13 protein-coding genes are annotated in these 19,791 nt (G+C 53.2%); 7 read left to right on the top strand and 6 right to left on the bottom strand.

The features are described from left to right. Nucleotides 1-162: 162 nt before the first annotated feature. Together INT22_RS01330 and INT22_RS01325 are read right to left on the bottom strand one after the other, a co-directional pair. Nucleotides 163-1,626, bottom strand: a complete 1,464-nt coding sequence (locus tag INT22_RS01330; RefSeq protein WP_193061876.1) for an aminoacyl-histidine dipeptidase — start codon at nt 1,624-1,626, stop codon at nt 163-165. A 32-nt stretch (nt 1,627-1,658) separates the two neighbouring features. Beyond that, nucleotides 1,659-3,845: a GNAT family N-acetyltransferase gene (locus INT22_RS01325; RefSeq protein ID WP_193061875.1), complete on the bottom strand. Its 2,187-nt coding sequence runs from the start codon at nt 3,843-3,845 to the stop codon at nt 1,659-1,661. Between the two features lie 332 nt (nt 3,846-4,177). Here INT22_RS01325 and dctP point away from each other — a divergent pair, with 332 nt between their 5' ends. From dctP to INT22_RS01305, 4 genes are all read left to right on the top strand, one after another. Next, nucleotides 4,178-5,281: a TRAP transporter substrate-binding protein DctP gene (gene dctP, locus INT22_RS01320; RefSeq protein WP_193061874.1), complete on the top strand. Its 1,104-nt coding sequence runs from the start codon at nt 4,178-4,180 to the stop codon at nt 5,279-5,281. A 61-nt stretch (nt 5,282-5,342) separates the two neighbouring features. Next, nucleotides 5,343-5,846 carry a TRAP transporter small permease subunit gene (locus INT22_RS01315; RefSeq protein ID WP_038478240.1) on the top strand — a complete coding sequence of 168 codons (504 nt, stop codon included), beginning with the start codon at nt 5,343-5,345 and terminating at the stop codon, nt 5,844-5,846. Beyond that, the gene (locus INT22_RS01310; RefSeq protein ID WP_038478243.1) at nt 5,843-7,174 is read left to right on the top strand and encodes a TRAP transporter large permease; all 1,332 of its coding nucleotides are present in this window, start codon (nt 5,843-5,845) and stop codon (nt 7,172-7,174) included. The genes INT22_RS01315 and INT22_RS01310 overlap by 4 nt, the downstream gene beginning before the upstream one ends. 166 nt (nt 7,175-7,340) lie before the next feature. After that, nucleotides 7,341-9,041, top strand: coding sequence for an ABC transporter permease (locus tag INT22_RS01305; protein ID WP_193061873.1), 1,701 nt, complete (start codon nt 7,341-7,343; stop codon nt 9,039-9,041). Nucleotides 9,042-9,068: 27 nt separating this feature from the next. Here INT22_RS01305 and INT22_RS01300 read toward each other — a convergent pair whose 3' ends face one another. Continuing rightward, nucleotides 9,069-10,166, bottom strand: coding sequence for an ABC transporter ATP-binding protein (locus tag INT22_RS01300; RefSeq protein WP_193061872.1), 1,098 nt, complete (start codon nt 10,164-10,166; stop codon nt 9,069-9,071). 224 nt (nt 10,167-10,390) lie between these two features. Here INT22_RS01300 and INT22_RS01295 point away from each other — a divergent pair, with 224 nt between their 5' ends. Beyond that, nucleotides 10,391-11,416, top strand: coding sequence for a Fe(3+) ABC transporter substrate-binding protein (locus INT22_RS01295; RefSeq protein WP_193067524.1), 1,026 nt, complete (start codon nt 10,391-10,393; stop codon nt 11,414-11,416). 164 nt (nt 11,417-11,580) lie between these two features. Here INT22_RS01295 and polA read toward each other — a convergent pair whose 3' ends face one another. Beyond that, a complete protein-coding gene (gene polA, locus INT22_RS01290) occupies nt 11,581-14,355 on the bottom strand; it encodes a DNA polymerase I (RefSeq protein ID WP_193061871.1) in 2,775 nt (924 codons plus the stop codon). A gap of 173 nt (nt 14,356-14,528) precedes the next feature. Between polA and INT22_RS01285 the strand changes: the two genes are divergently transcribed. Together INT22_RS01285 and speA are read left to right on the top strand one after the other, a co-directional pair. Beyond that, nucleotides 14,529-15,485 (top strand): homoserine kinase, encoded by a 957-nt coding sequence (locus tag INT22_RS01285; protein WP_089040948.1) that lies wholly within the window; start codon nt 14,529-14,531, stop codon nt 15,483-15,485. Next, on the top strand, nt 15,485-17,404 hold the full coding sequence (speA, locus tag INT22_RS01280) for a biosynthetic arginine decarboxylase (RefSeq protein WP_089039835.1): 1,920 nt from the start codon (nt 15,485-15,487) through the stop codon (nt 17,402-17,404). The genes INT22_RS01285 and speA overlap by 1 nt, the downstream gene beginning before the upstream one ends. Before the next feature lie 146 nt (nt 17,405-17,550). Here the strand turns inward: speA and INT22_RS01275 are convergent, their stop codons facing one another. Together INT22_RS01275 and thpD are read right to left on the bottom strand one after the other, a co-directional pair. After that, nucleotides 17,551-18,216, bottom strand: a complete 666-nt coding sequence (locus INT22_RS01275; RefSeq protein ID WP_193061870.1) for a fumarylacetoacetate hydrolase family protein — start codon at nt 18,214-18,216, stop codon at nt 17,551-17,553. 129 nt (nt 18,217-18,345) lie between these two features. Then, on the bottom strand, nt 18,346-19,329 hold the full coding sequence (gene thpD, locus INT22_RS01270; protein ID WP_193061869.1) for an ectoine hydroxylase: 984 nt from the start codon (nt 19,327-19,329) through the stop codon (nt 18,346-18,348). Between the last annotated feature and the right edge of the window lie 462 nt (nt 19,330-19,791).

Below are 19,791 nucleotides of genomic sequence, written 5' to 3'. Positions count from 1 at the left end.
AACCCCACTCGGGAATGACGGTGCAGTGACTCGGGAATGACGTGCGATGCACGCCTTGGGAGGTGGCCGCTTTGCTATATGGGGCTAGGGGAGTAAATGCCAGTCAGCCTTAACTGACTGGCATTACACCAATTAACGGTGCCGTTTTTTATGGCGATTTGTCTAACGAGAGTTCGCCAAGGTTTCAATGAAATCGCGTAGCATCTCCCAGAACTCCGCCACCGAGGCAATTTCCACTCGCTCGGCTGGCGAATGCGCACCGCGAATCAGCGGACCAAACGAAATCATGTCTAACTGTGGGTATTTACTTCCCAGGATGCCGCATTCAAGGCCGGCATGAATCACCTTGACCTCGGGTTCACGGCCCATTAATGCAGCATGCCGAGCGTTAAAGGTAGCAAGCAAGGGGCTTTGTGGATTAGGCACCCAGCCTGGATAGCCATTTTCCACTTTCACTCTGGCGCCCATCAGGCCAAATAGCGCCTGAAAACGTCCCGCCATCGCGTCAGTGGCACTATCATGCAGTGAACGCACCAGTGCACAAAGATGGAAACGTCCGTTTTCGACGTTTAATACACCTAAATTGTTCGAAGTTTCCACTACCCCCGGTACATCAGCACTCATGCGTTCGACCCCACAGGGGGCCGCATGCAGCGCAGCCAGCAGCATCGCACTGGCGTCCCGCGTTAGTGGTTCAGCGTCAGCCAGCTCCACGCGCTCAGCAGTAAGCGTCATATTGCTATCGCCACTGCCCAATTCAGCTTTTAGCGTACCAGCAAGCGTTTTCACCATCGCCAGCGCGGCGTCCAGCTCATCAGCAGGCAGAGCAATTTGCGCAAACGCTTCGCGAGGGATGGCATTACGCAGTGTGCCGCCATGGTAATTAACCAGTCGCGCACCAAAGGATTCCAATGCCCACAGCACGCGGACTAGCAGACGGTTCGCATTGCCCAGGGGTTTATCAATATCCATCCCCGAGTGGCCGCCTTTTAGCCCCGTCAGCGCCAGCGAAATCACCTGCTCATGGTCTTGCATCGCCGTGCTGGGGAGCTGCGCATTCACTACGACATCAGCGCCTCCCGCGCAGCCGATATAAACTTGGCCACGATCTTCACTGTCTAAATTGAGCAGCAATGCCCCTTCCAGCCAATTTTCAGCAAGATTGAGCGCGCCCCCCATAGAGGTCTCTTCCTCTAGCGTAAACAGTGCTTCTAACGGGCCATGCGTAAGCGCAGGGTCTTCCAATACGGCCAGAATAGCGGCGACACCAAGGCCATTATCAGCACCCAATGTGGTGCCATCAGCGAATAGCCAACCGTCTTTTTCATACGTCTGAATAGGATCGCGGGTAAAATCGTGGTCATGGCCTGCGTTAGCTTGCGCCACCATATCTAGATGGCCCTGCAGCACGATGCCTGGCGCGCTTTCACAGCCGGGCGTGGCTGGCTTACAAATGCGCAAGTTGCCAAACTCATCACGGTCGTGGGGTAGCCCCTGGGAATCGGCCCAGGCCTCCAACGTCGCCACCAGCGCGGCCTCATGACCAGAGGGACGCGGCGTATTACATAGTGTGCGAAAGTGCTGCCACACTAAACGTGGCTCGAGGGCTTCTAGATGTGCGTTCATGGAAACTCTTCATTATCGATAACCAGTTTACTTTACCCCTCCGGGCTACTGGGGAAAAGCGTGCGCTGTTCAATAATTTGTTGAGTCGCGCGACGAACCAGCCGCACTGACTCACCGTGCGCCTTTGCTAACGGCTGGTTTTGGAAGGCCCAGGTAACCAACTGCTGGTGGGCGATGTGCGCCTCTTGCCCTAACGGCCAATGGCTAGCCTCTCTGGCCAGCGCCTGAAGCGCCGTCCTTGCCAAGGCAGGGTCGCGGTGCGCATACGCCACATCGTCCACCGCCTGAAGCTCAGCGGTGCTAAGCGGCAAACGAGGCAAGGACGGCAACAGTAACGCGACGATCGGCGCGGGCAGTGTCGCTAATTCAAAGGCCAATAGCGTTATCAATGAGGCCGCAAAGGTATCACCCAGCGACGCCAGCACGGCTTGCCCTTCGCTGGTCAGCGCGCGCGCCACCATAATGGCGTACTCGCCGGTAGCCGCTTCTCGGGTGATGCCTAAACGAACAGGCGCAAACCCGAGTGCCAGCCAAAAACGTAGCAACGATGCTTCGGCACCAAAGGTAGCTCCGTAAAGCGCGATACCCTGCTGATGAGCGTTAGCTATATCCTCTTCTAACAGCCGGCGTCCTAACCCTTCACGCCGCCGCTCTGGATGAGTAGCAATGCGCGCTACTCGCCGCCAGCGAGAGGTTAACGCCTCACGGCTACCACTGTGAGCCGCCAACGATTGGGCCAGCAGATGGCCTTGAGGGCGTCGCTCACCACGCGCCACTTGCTCAGCAAGTGCAGCATTAAAGCCACCCTCTTCACGGGTCACCAAAACGGCCTGGGGTTCTTGTGATGCGATGATTGTGCGAATGGCGGTACCAGGGCCATCTAACAGCTGGCGTAAGTCACTAGGCGTGGTGCGATAGTGGGACTGCACCAGCAAGCCAAACAGCTTCGCTAACAACTCACGCTGCTTGGCTAACTGGGCCTGAGTCAACAGCATAGAGGCATTCTGGCAATGAGTACTGGCGTGTGCCTCAGGTAACGGAGCGTTGAGCAGTAGCAACGCTTGGATAGTCGCTTCTAAAGGATCTCCCACTGACCAGCGAACAGGGGTATCTAACGGTAACTCTCGCCATTGAGGAGCTGTTCGATTGAGCACCTCGCGAAAGCGTAGTGCAAAACCGCGCCCTGAGCCTTCATAGCCATGCACGGTGGTTGCAAACGCGATACGTGGAAAAGCAGCAAGCCAGTGGGCTAACATTGCCGCAGGAATGGCCGCTGCCTCGTCGACGAGTAAATAGCTGCCGCTACCGCCGAGTCTTGCCTGATCAACCTGTTCGTTAAGCGCATCAGGTGCAAGAAAACACAGTGAGCTGCCGCTCGGCAGTTCAAACCGCGCTGAGCTGAGGCGTTGGCCTTCCGGACATAGCGCTACTACGCGCGCAAACAAGCTTTCCACTGAACTGAGTCGAGGTGCCGTCACCACCAGTTGCGTCACGCTTTTTTGTAGCAGGCGAGCACAAGCAATCCCCAATGCAGCGCTTTTACCCCGCCCACGATCCGCGGTAATAACCAATGGCCGGCGGCGCTTTAGTTTTACTAGCGCATTCACTGCACGAGCCTGGTCAGCCGTCAAACAGTCTGCGTCGTCAAACGGAGCCGCACGCGAGTCTCGAATAGACAGCCTGGGCAGCGTGAGGCTACCGTCTACCTCCCAGCGAACAATAGTGCTCTCACCCGTCAACTGAAACGCTAACCGCTTAAGGTAATGAGCACTCAGCGAATCCCAACGCCACGGATAATCGGCAAAGCGGGCATAATCAGGATCAGGCTGTTCGCCCCAATTTTCTGGCGTGATAATGACCAATAACCCACCAGCACTCACGGTACCTGCTAATGCGCCGAGCGCATCTGGATCTAACCCTTGGGTACCACTAGCGTCTAGGACGATTAGCTGATGCTCCGCACCTAACCGTGTACGAGCTTTACCGGCTGGTAAACACGGCGCCACTGGCGTCTCATGCTCAGCGCCCACCCACAGCGGTGCCTGCCACGTTTGTGCATCCCACAACAGCTGCGCCTGCTGGCGGGCCTTATCAGGCGGCCCATATAGCCATACTAGCGCCCTCCAACTGCGGCGCTGCAAGCGGATGGCATGATGAACCAAGGCTGATACCTGCTTAATGGCAGCGTTGGGTTTGTCAACGCGGCAGCCTGATCTCATAGCAACTCCTGAGCTTGTGTTTTGCTTACAACTTTGGTTGTAGATTCGCGTAATTTTCAACGCTCTTAGAACTAACCATAAGGTTAAGAAAGTTACTAAAAAATATACAAATAATTGTTTTTAATGAGCTAAATTTCCCAACAAAACTTCTGCTACGACGTTAAATTCCTTGAGTTACTGATATTGCGCTGCAGCGGGGGGAGTGTGCTAGCTTAGCGAGGCAGCCTAGCGCTGTTTACTTTACGTAAACGTAAGCCACACTCACTGCACTTTCCTGCTTTCAGGTAATAAACACTAATAACGCCAACCGCCAAAGTACCAGGAAACATACAATGAAAAAGATCACTAAATTCGCACTAACCAGCCTCGCCGCTGGTGTCGCTTTCGCCGCTCTCACCTCCACTGCTCAAGCGCAGGAACAGTGGACAATGACGACTACCTGGCCCGAAAACCTTGACCTGATTAAGGTTGATCAGCACTGGGCAGAGCTTGTCAACCAGCTTGCAGGTGACGAAGTACAAATTAACTTCCGTGCAGGCGGCACGCTCATGCCTGGCACTGAAGTGTTCGACGCTACCGAAACCGGCGCTATCCAAGCCTCTGGCGATTGGCCAGGCTACTGGGCCGGCTTGAATCCAGCATTCTCTCCTCTGGCCACCACTACCAGTCTGTTTAACGGCGTGGATTACTTGAACTGGATTCAACAATGGGGCGGTTTTGAGCTCTATCAAGAAATCTACGGCCAGTACAACATGGTGTATTTGCCCTACGGCATTACCAACAACGAATCTGGCTTTATGGGCCGCACACCGATTGAGAGCATCGCAGACCTTGAAGGTAAGCGTTTGCGTCTATCGGGACGCGATCAGGGCCGGGTGCTCGAAGAGCTAGGCGGCTCACAGGTCACCCTGGCTGGTGGTGAAGTGTATCAAGCGATTGAACGCGGCGTAATTGATGCCGGTGAGTTCTCGACTCCAGGCGTTGATTTTAAAGCGGGTTTTGCTGAAGTTGCTGACTACTGGGCGACACCTGGCTGGCACCAGTCGGCAAGCGTTTTCGGCGTTATGATTAACAAAGACGCTTGGGATGCCCTGTCTGAAGAAACCCAGACTAAGCTAAAAATAGCTGCTGAAGCCACCATGGCTTGGTCACTTTCCTGGTCGGAGCGTGAATCTACCGAAGCGACCCAGAAGTTTATTGATGCGGGCGTCACCATTAACCAATTCTCAGAAGAAGACTTGGCGCGCATCCAGGAAATCACCAACGATGTCATCGTACGTGGCGCGTGTGAAAACTCCGACCACGCGAAGGTCTATCACTCCATGATTACCTATCTACAAGAGTACGCTGTATGGCGTGATGTTACTGCGCCATTCAACATGAGCCGTACGATGGACAACCTGCCCTCATTGGAAGAGATCGAAGCCTGCCTATAAGACGTTTAAGTGCCGCCCCTGCGCTGCAGGGGCGGTTATTGCTTAGCTGCGGAGACCTTCCATGAACGCGATTGCCAAGGCGATCGATGCAATTAACGAGCTGCTGGGCCGCATCATTGCACCGTTAATTGCCATCATTACTCTAATAGTGCTTTACGACATTGTGTCGCGCTTCTTCTTTGGCCGCCCTAGCGACTGGGCGTTTGATGTCACCAAAATGCTGTTCGGCGCTCACTTTATGCTGATGGCCGCCTATGGGTTGCGCCACCATGCCCACGTGGAAGTCGACGTTATTAAACGCCTGCTATCACGTAAAAAGCAGGCCGTACTCGATCTGCTCGGCTACTTGATATTCTTTGTGCCCTTCATTTGGCTGTTATTGACCTACGGCTGGCGCTTTTTCGAACGTTCATTCAGTCGAGGCGAAACGACCTACGGAATGGTCTCAATCCCGGTGTATCCGGTAAAAGGCGTTATCGTAGTCGCTGCTGTGCTTATCTTGTTGCAGGCGATTGCTATCGTTCTGCGCGCCATTATGCAGCTGCGTGAGGAGACGTCCGCATGAGTGCAGAACTACTGACGCTGGTGATGTTTGGAGGCCTTTTAGTTGGCCTGTTTATGGGTCACCCGCTTGCTTTTGTATTGGGTGGCATGGCGGTCATCGGCGCTTATTTAGGGCCGGGCATTAATACCCTGGGTATCATCATTAACAACGTCTATGGCAACGCCATGGACAACTATGTACTCGTGGCGATACCACTGTTTATTCTAATGGCGCGCTTCCTTAATGACTCAGGCGTCACCGAAAAAATGTTTGATGCCATGCGCTTGCTGCTGGCGAACCTTCGCGGTGGATTAGCGCTGACCGTGGTGGTTGTCTCTGTCTTACTTGCAGCGACCACTGGCATTGTCGGCGCGTCGATTGCCGTTATGGGCATGATTGCCTTAGTGCCGATGCTTAAGTATGGCTATAACAAAGAGCTGAGTGCTGGCGTCATCATGGCTAGCGGCTGTCTGGGCATTTTGATTCCCCCCAGCATTATGCTGATTTTGATGGCTAGCTACTCGCCTGTCTCCGTAGGCGCACTCTTTGCTGGCGCGTTAGTACCCGGCCTGATACTGGGAGTGATGTATGCCCTGTACGTGCTGGTAATCTGCTGGCTCAAACCTAGCTACGGCCCTAAAGTTCCGGCAGAAGAGCGCGCTGAAGTCAGCACAAAACAGCTACTGATCATGCTGGGCAAGTATGTTGTCCCACCAATGTCGTTAATTCTCGGCGTACTAGGGGCACTGTTTACCGGTGTGGCGACAGCGACTGAGGCATCCGCCATTGGTGTTTTTATTGCTTTCCTACTGTTTTTAATCTTCGGCGACCGCAAACTATCAACCTGTTACAACACGCTGATTGAAGCTGGCAAAACCACGACGATGGTGATGTTAGTGCTCGTCGGGGCCACCGCATTCACTGGGGTATTCTCGATTGGTGGCGGGATGACCGTGATCAGTGACTTTGTACTGGCCATGCCGGGCGGCACCGTTGGTGCTCTGCTATTAATGCTGTTCCTGGTATTCATTCTCGGCATGTTCCTTGATTGGACTGGCATTGTGTTGCTTAGCTTCCCTATCATGCTGCCAATCATTTCGCAGATGGGCGTGGATGTACTGTGGTTCGTCGTCATGGTGGCGGTGGTGTTACAAACCTCCTTCTTAACGCCGCCCTTTGGTTATGCGCTGTTCTATTTGAAAGGGGTGGCTCCACCTGGGGTCGAAATCGTCGACTTATATAAAGCCGTCGTGCCATTTGTGGCCATCATCCTTTTCGCCTGCATACTAATGGCTATTTTCCCTAGTTTGATTACGGGACTACCTAGTGTGCTGGTGGGCTACCAGTGATACCAAGCTACTGATGCCAAACGCACAACGTCCCCCCGCCTTGCGGGGGGATTTTTTTGATAGCCACAATGTTGGCTGCAGCCGCCTAACGCAAGTGATACTATTTGCAGCCGCTATTTTTTCGCATTGACGAGCCAAGCTGCCCCTCATCCAAGGAGACAACGACGTGTCTACGCCAGCTCGCCGCTCACCATCGGCCCTGCTTTCAGGTTTTGCGTCACGCATTTCACTATCGCTCAACCCTTGGTCAATCGCGCTTTTTTTGATCGCCCTTGTTGTCGCACTGCCTATTATTGTGGTTCTAAGCCATATTTTTGTGCCGACAGAGGGCGTTTGGCAGCACCTTGCAAGCACCGTATTACCACGCTACCTCTCTAATACGTTCTGGCTGGTGCTATGGGTTGGCATTGGCACTCTTATTACAGGCGCCGGGACTGCGTGGCTGGTGGTGATGTGCCGCTTTCCAGGCAAGCGCATATTTGAATGGGCGCTGCTGTTACCCCTGGCGGTACCAACGTATGTCATTGCCTACGCCTATACAGACTTTTTCCAAGTAGCAGGACCGCTACAAAGCATGTTGCGTGAATGGTTTGACTGGCGAGTGGGCGATTACTATTTCCCCAATGTGCGCTCACTAGGCGGCGCGGCAATCCTGATTACCTTTGTGCTTTACCCGTATGTGTATCTGTTAGCTAGGGCTTCTTTTCTTGAGCAGTCGGTATGTGTATTAGATGTAGGCCGTACCCTGGGGCGTGGCCCCTGGCGCTTGTTTGCCAGCGTGGCGTTGCCCCTCGCCCGCCCGGCATTAGTCGGCGGCGTTTCACTGGTATTGATGGAGACACTTAACGAATTTGGCGCGGTGCAGTTTTTTGGAGTAGATACCTTCACTACGGGGATCTATCGCACATGGTTTGGCTTAGGTGAACCCGTCGCTGCCGCTCAGCTAGCCGCTTGCTTGCTGACCTTCGTCATTGTATTGGTTCTTCTAGAGCGCTATTCGCGGGGTAAACGGCGCTACTTCCATACCACTAACCGCTATCAGCAACTACCGGAATATCAGCTGCGTGGCTGGCATGCAATGGGGGCTACCCTGGCGTGTTTGCTGCCTATTGTTATCGGCTTTTTGTTGCCCAGCGGCATTTTGCTCAATATGGCCATTAAAACGGGCGATAGCTTGTTCGGCACACGATTTATTGGCTTTGCTATGAATAGCCTGAGCCTCGCGACCGTTGCTGCATTGATTGCGGTAGGCTTAGCCGTACTTCTGAGCTACGGGGTTAGGCTCAACAATTCACCAAGCGCACGATTTTTCACCCGCATCGCCGCAATGGGCTATGCCATTCCTGGCTCGGTGGTTGCCGTAGGCATCCTGATTCCGTTTGCTTGGCTGGATAACTCGCTAAACATGTGGCTTCACGAACACTACGGAAAAATCATTGGTCTAGTGTTTAGCGGCTCAGCATTTATTTTGATTTACGCTTATGTCGTACGCTTTTTGGCCGTCTCGTTTAACGCGGTAGAAGCGAGCCTTGGCAAAGTAACCCCCAGCATGGATGCCGCATCCCGCACCTTGGGCCAAACCGCTGGCGGTACACTGCGCCATATTCATACGCCGCTGATGCGCAGCAGTCTCCTAGCAGCCGGGATTCTGGTATTTGTCGATGTGATGAAAGAATTGCCTGCCACGATTATCCTGCGCCCCTTCAACTTTGACACGCTGGCAGTACGCGCTCACAGCCTCGCCTCAGATGAACGCTTAGCTGAAGCGTCAACAGCCTCTCTGACCATTGTGGTAGTGGGCATCTTACCGGTGATTTTACTCAGCTTGGCAATGCGCCGGGCGCGCCCTGGGAGCCAGGCTGAGTAGTGGAAGCAAGCGCTGAACAGCAAAAATTTAACGCGGAAAGATAAATACCTGGGAGTGATCCAAGTCGATATCAATCGGCTGGCCCTCCTGGGGTAAAAACACGCCTGGCACACGGGCGTGAAGGTGGGCTTCCTGACCATCTTCTCCATGCGCACATAAGTGAATAAGGCTGGAACGCCCTAGCAGCTTAGCCATGACCACATGGCTGTGGCTATGCGACTCGACGGGCAAGTCACGCTCTTTGATACGCAGTGCTTCGGGGCGAATCATCACCTGAACGCTACTGCCTTCTGGCAACCAGCTGGCATCTACCGGCCCAACGGGCGTAGCGACAAAGCCCCCTCTAACAATGCCGCTTAACTCATTCACCTCGCCAAAAAACGTCACCACAAAGGGAGCCACTGGCGCACAATAAAGCTCACGGGGAGTGCCAGTCTGCACAATTTCGCCATCCCGCATTAGTGCGATGCGGTCTGCCATAAACATGGCTTCTTCAGGGTCGTGGGTCACTAGCAGGGTCGCAGAGCCGAGTTTTTTCAACACGTGCAGCGTATCGTCTCGGATGCGATCACGTAGCCGCGCATCCAGACTAGAAAAGGGTTCATCCAGCAACATTAATTTAGGCGTGGGTGCCAGCGCTCGCGCCAGCGCAACGCGCTGCTGCTGCCCACCTGACAACATATGCGGATAGCTCTCGGCGTAGTCGGCCATGCCGAGTTGAGCGAGCAGTTCCAGCGCACGCTCCCGGCGCTGGCTAGAGGGCAAATTTTTCAGACCGAAGGTAACATTTTCCAGCACGCTAAGGTGTGGGAACAAGGCTGAGTCTTGGAAAGCGAGACCAACATTGCGCTTTTCCGGTGGCACATGACGCTTACCGGGTGCCGCAATGGATAGACCATCAAGACTAACCGAGCCTTCCTGCACGACCTCTAAGCCCGCAGCAATCCGAAGCAGTGTGGTTTTGCCGCAACCAGAAGGGCCTAGTAAACACACAACCTCGCCTGGAGCGATATCAAGATCAATGCCTTTCACCACTTTATTAGCCGCAAACGTGTGCTGAATACCACGAAGCGACAGTGCTGATGCAGGCGCCGACACATCGGAAAGTGACACAGTGGCCGTCATTATTTCACCATTGTCTCGTCCACCCGCGACATGATAAACGCATGCCGCTGCGAACACGGTTGAAAGTTATTTGCATTCTATTTTCTATTGAGTAGAGATGCACGTTTCTTGCTAAACAGCAGATGCGTTTCATTAGCATTTAACTTGACGCCAACCATGAGAAGCGTTTCAATACGCCACGTCGCTAATGCAACTTATTATCATAAACATTCAGGGTATTTGTTATGAAAAAAGCACGTCTTACGGCTACCGTAGCTGCCATCATGGCAGGTTCTGCTTTTGCAGGTAGCGCGCTCGCTAACGAGGGCAACATTTACTCCGCCCGCCATTACGACTCTGATGAGATTCTCTACAAAGCGTTCACTGAAGAGACCGGCATCGAAGTTAATGTCCTGGAAGGCGACTCCGACCAGTTGATGGAGCGCATGCAGCGTGAAGGCATTGCTAGCCCTGCTGACGTAATGCTTACCGTTGACGCAGGCCGCCTATGGCGCGCCGAGCAGGACGGCCTTTTTCAAAGCGTAGACTCTGACGTGCTTAACGAGCGCCTGCCAGAATCAATGCGCCACCCTGAAGGTTTGTGGTTTGGCTTTAGCCAGCGCGCACGGGTTATTTTCTACAACCGTGAGAACTTTGACCCCAGCCAAATCACTTCCTATGAAGACTTGGCCGATCCGCAGTTTGAAGGCCAAGTATGCATTCGCTCTTCCAACAACATTTATAACCAGTCGCTGCTAGCGTCAATGATTGAGCATCATGGCGAAGAAGGTGCGGAAGAGTGGGCCCAAGGCGTTGTGAATAATATGGCGCGCGACCCAGAAGGCGGCGATACCGATCAGATTCTTGGCGTTGCGAGCGGTGAGTGTGACTTAGCAGTTGCAAACCACTATTACTATGTTCGCATGCTGCATTCCGATGAAGATGCCGACCGCGAAGCCGCGCGCAAAGTGGGGGTGATTTTCCCCAACCAGGATGACCGTGGCACCCACATTAACGTTGGCGGCGCTGGCTTAGTGGCTAACGCGCAAAACCCAGAAAACGGCATTCGTTTCCTGGAGTTCTTAGCCTCTGACGAAGCTCAGGAAGTACTGGCTGACCGTAACTACGAGTTCCCCGTCGTGGAAGGCATCAAGAAAAACCCGGTGCTGGAATCTTGGGGTGATTTCGCCAAAGACGATATCAACATCAGCATCCTGGGTGAAAATAACCCAGAAGCGATTCGTATTTTCGACCGCGTAAGCTGGCGTTAAGCTCTGCGGCTCTTAGGACTCAGGAGCCACAAGCCTAACTAAAAAAACACCTGCAGCTCAGCTGCAGGTGTTTTTTATTGGGGTGCCGGTAACGACCCCGTAACGCCGTTTAAGCCTTACTTAGCCTAGAGGGCTTAGCCTAGCGGGCTTCATGCTAGTGGTTACTAGTGAGCTTCATCCCAGTTGGCGCCGCTTTCGGCTTCAACAATCAGCGGCACGCTAAGCGTGGCAGCGGCTTGCATACGCGCCTGAACTTGCTCAATAAACGCCTCAACCTGCTTATCGGCCACCTCAAACACTAGCTCATCGTGCACCTGCATAACCATGAGGGCGTCAAAATCGCCTTCAGCAAGCCAAGCATCGACATCAATCATCGCTTGCTTGATGATATCTGCCGCCGTTCCCTGCATAGGCGCGTTAATGGCAGTGCGTTCAGCACCCTGACGGCGATTGCGGTTTTGCGAGTGGATCTCTGGCAGGTACAGCCGCCGCCCTAGCACGGTTTCCACAAAGCCATCTTCTGCGGCCTGGGTGCGAATACGATCCATATAGCGAGCAACGCCAGGATAACGGTCAAAATAGCGGTCGATGTAGGTTTGCGCCTGATTGCGATCAATATGCAACTGGCGCGATAGGCCCCAAGCGCTCATGCCGTAAATTAGGCCAAAGTTGATCGCTTTAGCGCTGCGCCGCTGGTCGGCAGAGACCTTTTCAAGCGCAGTACCAAATACTTCGGCAGCGGTCGCTGTATGGATATCGCGCCCTTCCGCAAACGCCTCTAAAAGCCCTTTATCTTCTGAGAGGTGCGCCATAATACGCAGCTCAATTTGCGAGTAGTCTGCCGCCACAATGCGGTAGCCTGGGCGGGCAATAAATGCCTGACGAATTTTGCGTCCCTCTTCGGTACGAATAGGGATGTTCTGTAAATTCGGGTCCGACGACGAGAGACGCCCTGTCGCCGTCACCGCTTGGTGATAGCTGGTATGCACTCGGCCAGTGGTTTTATTGAGCAGGCGCGGTAGCTTATCGGTATAGGTGGACTTAAGTTTCGCCAGCCCCCGGTGCTGCATAATCACCTTGGGCAAGGGGTAATCCAGCGCCAACTCCTCTAGCACCGCCTCTGCAGTCGAAGGTGCGCCTTTGGGAGTTTTCTTGATCACCGGAATTTTCTGCTCTTCGAACAGAATCTGCCCCAGCTGTTTGGGCGAACCGAGATTAAACTCACGACCGGCTAACTCGAAGGCTTCGCTTTCAAGCTCACGAATACGGCGCTCTAGCTGCTGGCTTTGCTCGTGTAGACGTTCGGCATCCAGTGCGACGCCATTGCGTTCAATCCGCGACAAGACGTTAATCAGCGGCAGCTCAAGATGATCCAGCACGTCCGCTAAACGCCCTTCCCGTTCCACCTGAGGACGCAGTATTTCTTGCAGCCGCAGCGTGATATCGACATCTTCACAGGCATAAGGAACCGCTTGCTCTAAGGCGATCTGGTTAAAGGTGAGCTGCTTGGCCCCCTTTCCAGCGATCTCTTCGAAAGAGATGGTTTTTTCGCCCAAATACTTTAGCGCCAGCGAATCCATATCATGACGCGTGGCGGTGGAATTCAACACGTACGAGGCTAGCATAGTGTCGGCAAGCGGCCCCACCACGCGAATATCATAGTTTGCCAGCACGGAAATATCGTACTTAAGGTTCTGACCAATTTTGGTTTTTTCAGGATCTTCCAGCAGCGGCTTTAATGCCTGCAGAACCTGTTGACGATCAAGCTGTGCGGGCGCATCCAGGTAGTCATGGGCCAGTGGAATATAGGCAGCTTCACCGGCCTCCAGTGCCAAGCCAACGCCGACAATATCGGCGTCCATATAATTCAGGCTGGTCGTTTCTAAGTCGAAGCAAAAGCGCTCGGCTTTTTTCAGTCGCGCTAGCCACGCATCAAACTCAGCTTGCTCAACGATGACATGGTCGTTTCGCTGGCTGGAAGCCGCGGCGCTATCAGTCACGTCATTAGCAGCGTTATCAGGTGCAGGCTCGCCCTTCTTTACGTCATCGACGCCCTCGTCGGTACCTGCCAGAAGCTCAGCCAACCACTGCTTGAACTCCATTTCTTTATAGAGTTCTACCAGCGCCTCGCGGTCGGGATGCGCAATATCCAAGTCATCCAGCCCCACGGGCAGCTCGCAGTCGGTCTTAATGGTTGCTAGCTGATAAGAGAGAAAGGCCTGTTCACGGTGCTCTTCCAGCTTCTTGGGTAACGTTTTCGCACCACGGAAGCTGAGTGTCTTGACGCGCTCAAGATCGCCGTAAATTGTCTCTAAACCACCTTCCATACCTTGCAACAGGCCAATGGCCGTCTTTTCACCCACCCCCGGCACGCCGGGAATGTTATCAACCTTGTCCCCCATCAATGCCAAAAAATCAATGATCAGCGAGGGTGGTAGACCAAATTTCTCTTTGACGCCTGTTTCATCGAGGGTTTCTTCTTTCATGGTGTTGACCAATGTGATGTGGTCATTCACCAACTGCGCCATATCTTTATCGCCAGTCGAGATCACCGCATCACGGCCAGCCTGGGTGGCATGATGAGCCAGGGTACCAATCACATCGTCGGCTTCGACGCCTTCAATGCACAGCAGCGGTAAGCCTAGCGCTTTTACACAAGCGTGCAGCGGCTTAATTTGGCTGCGCAGGTCGTCCGGCATGGGCGGTCGATGAGCTTTGTAGTCGCTGTACATCTCATCGCGAAAGGTTTTTCCTGGTGCATCAAACACCACCGCCATTGGGCTTTCCGGGTAGTCTTTGATCAACCGCTTGAGCATATTTAATACGCCTTTCACGGCCCCCGTAGGCTGGCCGTTGGAGGTCGTTAACGGTGGCAGCGCGTGAAAAGCGCGATATAGGTACGATGAGCCATCGACAAGCACGATTGGGGCACGGGCCATAACCAATTCCATTGTTAGCAACACAGTAAGAAGTCTATTAGCTATGATACGCGTTCACGGCAATGGCTGCAGAAACAACCGCTACGAATAACGCATTTCAAACTCACACAACGCTGCCAACTGACCCTGCAAGCCGCTACAATAATGGGCTTAGCAACCTGGGCGAGATTCTCATGGCTGTATTTACCCCGCTGAGCGACGTTCAGGTCGCCGCGTTTTTGGAAAAGTTTGATGTCGGCAGCTTCGTTTCGCTACAAGGCGTTGCCGGTGGCACAGAAAACTCGACGTTTTTTGTGACCACCGATCGTCGTGAGCTGGTGTTAACCCTGTTTGAACAGGGCGAACATGAAGAGCTGCCGTTTTTTGTCGAGTTGTTGGATTATCTGGATGAGCACCGTTTGCCGGTGCCCGGTACTATTCACGACCGCGAAGGGATTGCGCTACACAGTTTGGCAGGTAAGCCTGCTTTACTGTTTCCACGCCTACCAGGCAAGCATCCTAGCGCCCCCAACCTTGCCCAATGCCAAGCGCTGGGCAATACGTTGGGGCACTTGCATGTTGTCTCCCAGCGTTTTCCTGGCCATCGGCCAAACCCGCGCGACCTTCACTGGCTGCGAGCAGTGCATCACAAGGTGCTGACGTATATCAGCCCTGACGACCAAACGCTGATGAAAAATGAAGTCGATGACTTCGAAGGTGCCTTTAGCCAGCACGGCGAGCTACCGCAAGGAGCGCTTCACGGCGACTTATTCCGTGATAACACACTGTTTGAGGGCGACCAACTAGGCGGTATTATCGATTTTTATAACGGTTGCACCGGCGATTTGCTATTTGATCTCGCCATCGTCATTAACGACTGGGCAACCAATGAGGATGGCTCGCTGAATGCTGAGCGTTATGAAGCCATTCTGAGCGCTTACCAAGCACGTCGCCCTCTCACCGCTGATGAGCGTGAACTATGGCCAGCCATGTTGCGCATGACAGCGTTGCGATATTGGCTATCGCGCCTGCTGGTCGTCTATGTTGACCCACCAGCCCATGACCTAACGCCTCATGACCCTGAGCGTTTCCGAACCATTTTAAAAGCGCGCATTGCATTTGGCGCACTACCGCTCCCAGAGGTTTCTTGATGATCGAATCGGTGACCACCAGCGCCCAGGCCTTACGTGCCCGACGCACATGGAATATTGACCAATGGGGCAGTGGCTACTTTGATGTGGACGACCACGGGCAAGCCTTGGTTCGTCCGCTAGGTAGCGACGCAGAAGGCCCAGCATTGCCGCTTAGCGGGCTTGTGCGTCAGTTGCAGACTGCGGGTCTGCGGTTGCCGGTACTGGTAAGGTTTAGCGACATTCTGCACGACCGCGTAGAACAGCTGTGCGGTGCGTTTGATGTCGCGATGCAGGACATCGACTATCAGGGCGGCTACACAGCCGTTTATCCGATCAAAGTGAATCAGCAGCGCCGCGTGGTGGAAGAGATCCTCGCCACCTCCGAGCGGGGCAATGGTCGCGTAGGCTTAGAAGCAGGCAGTAAACCGGAGCTGCTGGCAGTGCTGGCGCTGTCGGATGGCGGCTCCTCGCTGATCGTCTGCAATGGTTATAAAGACCGCGAGTACGTTCGCCTAGCGCTGCTGGGTGAAAAGCTGGGGCATCGCGTTTACCTGGTCGTTGAGAAGCTGTCTGAGCTGGAACTTATATTAGAAGAGGCGCGTGAGTTGGAAGTCACCCCGCGTATTGGTTTGCGGGCACGGCTTGCCTCAGTGGGTAAGGGTAAATGGCAAAACACCGGCGGCGAGAAGTCAAAGTTTGGTCTGACTGCCAGCCAAATTCTTGACGTAGTCGCGACCTTGCGCGCTCAAAATGCGTTAGAGAGCCTACAGTTAGTGCACTTTCATCTCGGCTCGCAAATTGCCAATATTCGCGACATTCAGCGCGGTCTGCGGGAATGCGCCCGTTTTTACCAAAACCTGGTGAGCCTAGGGGCACCGATTGATACCGTCGATGTGGGTGGCGGTCTAGGAATCGACTACGAAGGTACTCGCTCACGTAGCTACTGCTCAGCCAACTACTCCATGCAGGAGTATGCACGTAACGTCGTTAGCGCCTTTGCGCAGCTGTGTCAGGAGGCTGACCTTCCCCAGCCTCATCTGATCAGTGAGTCAGGCCGTGCGCTAACGGCTCATCATGCCGTGTTGATCACCAACGTGATTGGCGAAGAGCGCGTTAATGATTCGCCTCCAGAGCGCTCTTCTCAGGAAGACCTCCAGGTGGAAGCCCTGTGGCGGGTTTTTGAGCAGTTAGCCGAAAGCCAGGAGCCCCGTGTCTTGGTGGAAGCTTGGCATGACCTTCTGCAAGCGGTTAGTGAGCTGCAAGACCGTTTCGTAATGGGCTTAAGTGATATCAATGCCCGTGCCGAAGGTGAACGGCTTTATATGGCAGCCTGTGCTCGCCTACGCGGCCAGCTTGATACCCGTAATCGCGCGCACCGGGAAATTATGGACGAACTGGCTGAAAAGCTAGCCGATAAGCTGTTCGTCAATTTCTCATTATTCCAGTCGGTGCCTGACGTCTGGGGGATCGAACAGATATTCCCTGTTCTGCCATTGAGCGGGCTAGACCAGCCCCCCACTCGTCGCGCAGTCATTCAGGATATTACCTGCGATTCAGATGGCCGCATTGATAGCTACGTGGATGGCCAAGGCGTGGAGAGCACACTACCGTTGCCCGAGTGGGCAAGCGATGACGAGCGTTGGCTAGGCTTCTTCCTGGTAGGTGCCTATCAGGAAATTCTTGGCGACTTGCACAACCTTTTCGGCGATACCGACTCAGTCGATGCCGCACTGGGTAAAGATGGCGAGTGGGTTCTGTCTAACCTACAGGCAGGCGATACGGTGGCCGATGTTTTAGCCTACGTGAATTTTGATGCTCGAGTGCTTAAGCAAAAGCTCACCGAGCAACTGATCACTAGCGGCTTCTCAACCCAAGAGCAGGCAAAGTTTGCCGCTAGCCTGAGCGAAGGCCTGGATGGCTACACCTATTTAGAATAGTACTTATAGAACCGTACTTATAGAACCGTGCTTATAGAGCAGTGCTTTTAGAATAGGCCAACGAAAAAGCCACTGACATCGTCGGTGGCTTTTCGCATAACGGCTAACGCTTAGCTAGTGTTGGTTTTGGCATCATCGCCATCCAACTACTCTACTACGCTAGTGGTGATTTCTAACCCGCCGGTCAACGTTAAATGCAGCGAAGCCCCACGGGGCAATTCACCCACACCCGCAGGTGTTCCTGTCAAAATGACGTCACCCGGCTCTAGCGTGAAGTGACGGCTCATCTCTGCCACCAACGTCGGGATCGCGAAGATCATATCGGCACCTTCTCCGTGTTGACGCTCTTCACCATCAATCTCAAGGGTGAACACCAACGCGTTCCAATTGGGAACGCGGCTTAGCGGCAAGAACGGAGATAGTGGGCAAGCACCATCAAATGCTTTTGCTATTTCCCACGGGTGCCCCTTCTCTTTCAGCTTGGTTTGCACATCTCGCAGCGTTAAATCCATCGCCAGGCCAATGCCCACAATAGCACGCTCAGCTTCATCTTGGGTCGCGTGAGTCAGGGTCTCCCCCACCAAAAGCGCGAGCTCGACTTCGTAATGTATATCACCCCGTGAAAACGGCGGATCTAGGGGTTTAGTCAAGTCCACCACACTGGTGGCGGGCTTCATAAATAACAGAGGCTCACTGGGAACCGGATTATCCAGTTCTTTGGCATGGTCGGCATAGTTGCGGCCAACGCAGACGATTTTGCCCAACGCGTGGGGAAACTCCTGGCCATCGGTAAACTGTGGAACAAAACGCATGGCGGGTCCTCTCCTTCTCATTATGCGTGCCGCATTCGCAACGACAGGCGCAACAGTCTACCCCAGCTATGCGTATGTTCCACAACCTCTTCTATAGCATTTCATACATACCACCAGTGATACGTTAGATTATGCGTCGGGCGTCCAGCGATCATCAGGCCCATGCGCCAAAAAGCGAGGACGCTGCTTGGGAGCAGCAAACGGTGCAACACAGCGATTATCCGGACGGTTAAACACAAAGAATACGTTGCTGCGGGGGTCTGGCGACAAATTGGCATTAGACGCATGCAGCGTGTTGCAATCAAAGAGCAGCAATCCCCCTGCTTTACCTTTTGGCGCTTCAATACCATATTTTGCTACTAACTGAGTCAGCGCTTCTGGGCTGGGCACGCCAATCTCCTGTGCTTTAAGCGAGCTTTTGTGGTTATCCTCTGGTGTTTCCCCCAAACAAGGCACAAATTCCAAATGGGAGCCTGGAATCAGCATAAGCGGGCCATTAAATTCATGGTTGTCGGTCAAGATCAGTGAAGCGCTAACAGCATGCATACTCGGCATGCCGTCTTCCGCGTGCCACGTCTCGAAATCAGAGTGCCAATTAAACCCTTTACCTGCAAAACCTGGCTTATAGTTAATCCGTGACTGATGCACATATGGATTAGCACCAATGATCTGCCGGGCTGCACCTGCCAAGCGTTCGTCACTGGCCAGTTGACCTAATCGTTCAGAAAGCCTATGCACGGCAAACAACGAGCGAATATCGTGGCTTTCTGGCTCAGTAACGCTGAATTCTTGATCGCGATAAGCACTATTACTCATCAATAATGTCATTTCATGGCGAAGTGCCTCCAGCTCTTCACCTGAAATGAGGTTTGGAATAAACAAAAAACCTTTGCGTTCAAACTCATCCAGCTGCTCTGAGGATAGCGGCCCTGATAAATTTCGACCTTTAACCACCGCATCGCGACGCGGCTGAGTTAGCGAAGCTGGAGCTGCTGCTAGGCGCGTTGGGTACTCATCTTTCACCGCTGTACGTCGCGCCGACGGCATATCCAACATTTCATTATATTGCTTATAGACAGTAATCGTTTTGAGAGAATTGTTGCTGACTGTCATCTAATCCACTCCTTGTATGATTAAATTTCAGACCGATAAAACATGTAGCGGCTTCCGCTTTCACATAACACAGCCAATAGGGTAGCTAAATACTTAGCCCTTGCAACCGCCACATCTTCATTTTATACCGTGTGTTATGAAATTTCTTTAAGCACTCTCAAACAAGACCTAGCAACGACTTTAAAAAACCATTACAGAAAAATATATCCATAAATAAAATCGCTATAAAACCGACACATCTTATCATTTTCTTCAAATTTAAATGCCTGATATCAATCCGAGTTTTACGAATATTTTTTCTGCTCAAGCGCCCTTACACAGGGTAAGTGGCATAGTGAATTTGGCCACCTCATTAGAGGTACCAATATGCACCAAGACATCATTAGGTGGCACCACATCATGAAAAACTCACACTCTTACATCAGGGCACTCTTATTATACTAAGTGAATCCGCATAAGTTA

It is taken from the genome of Halomonas sp. 3D7M (assembly GCF_014897885.1).
Classification (GTDB): Bacteria; Pseudomonadota; Gammaproteobacteria; order Pseudomonadales; family Halomonadaceae; genus Vreelandella.
This window is presented reverse-complemented; position numbering and strand designations above follow the sequence as displayed.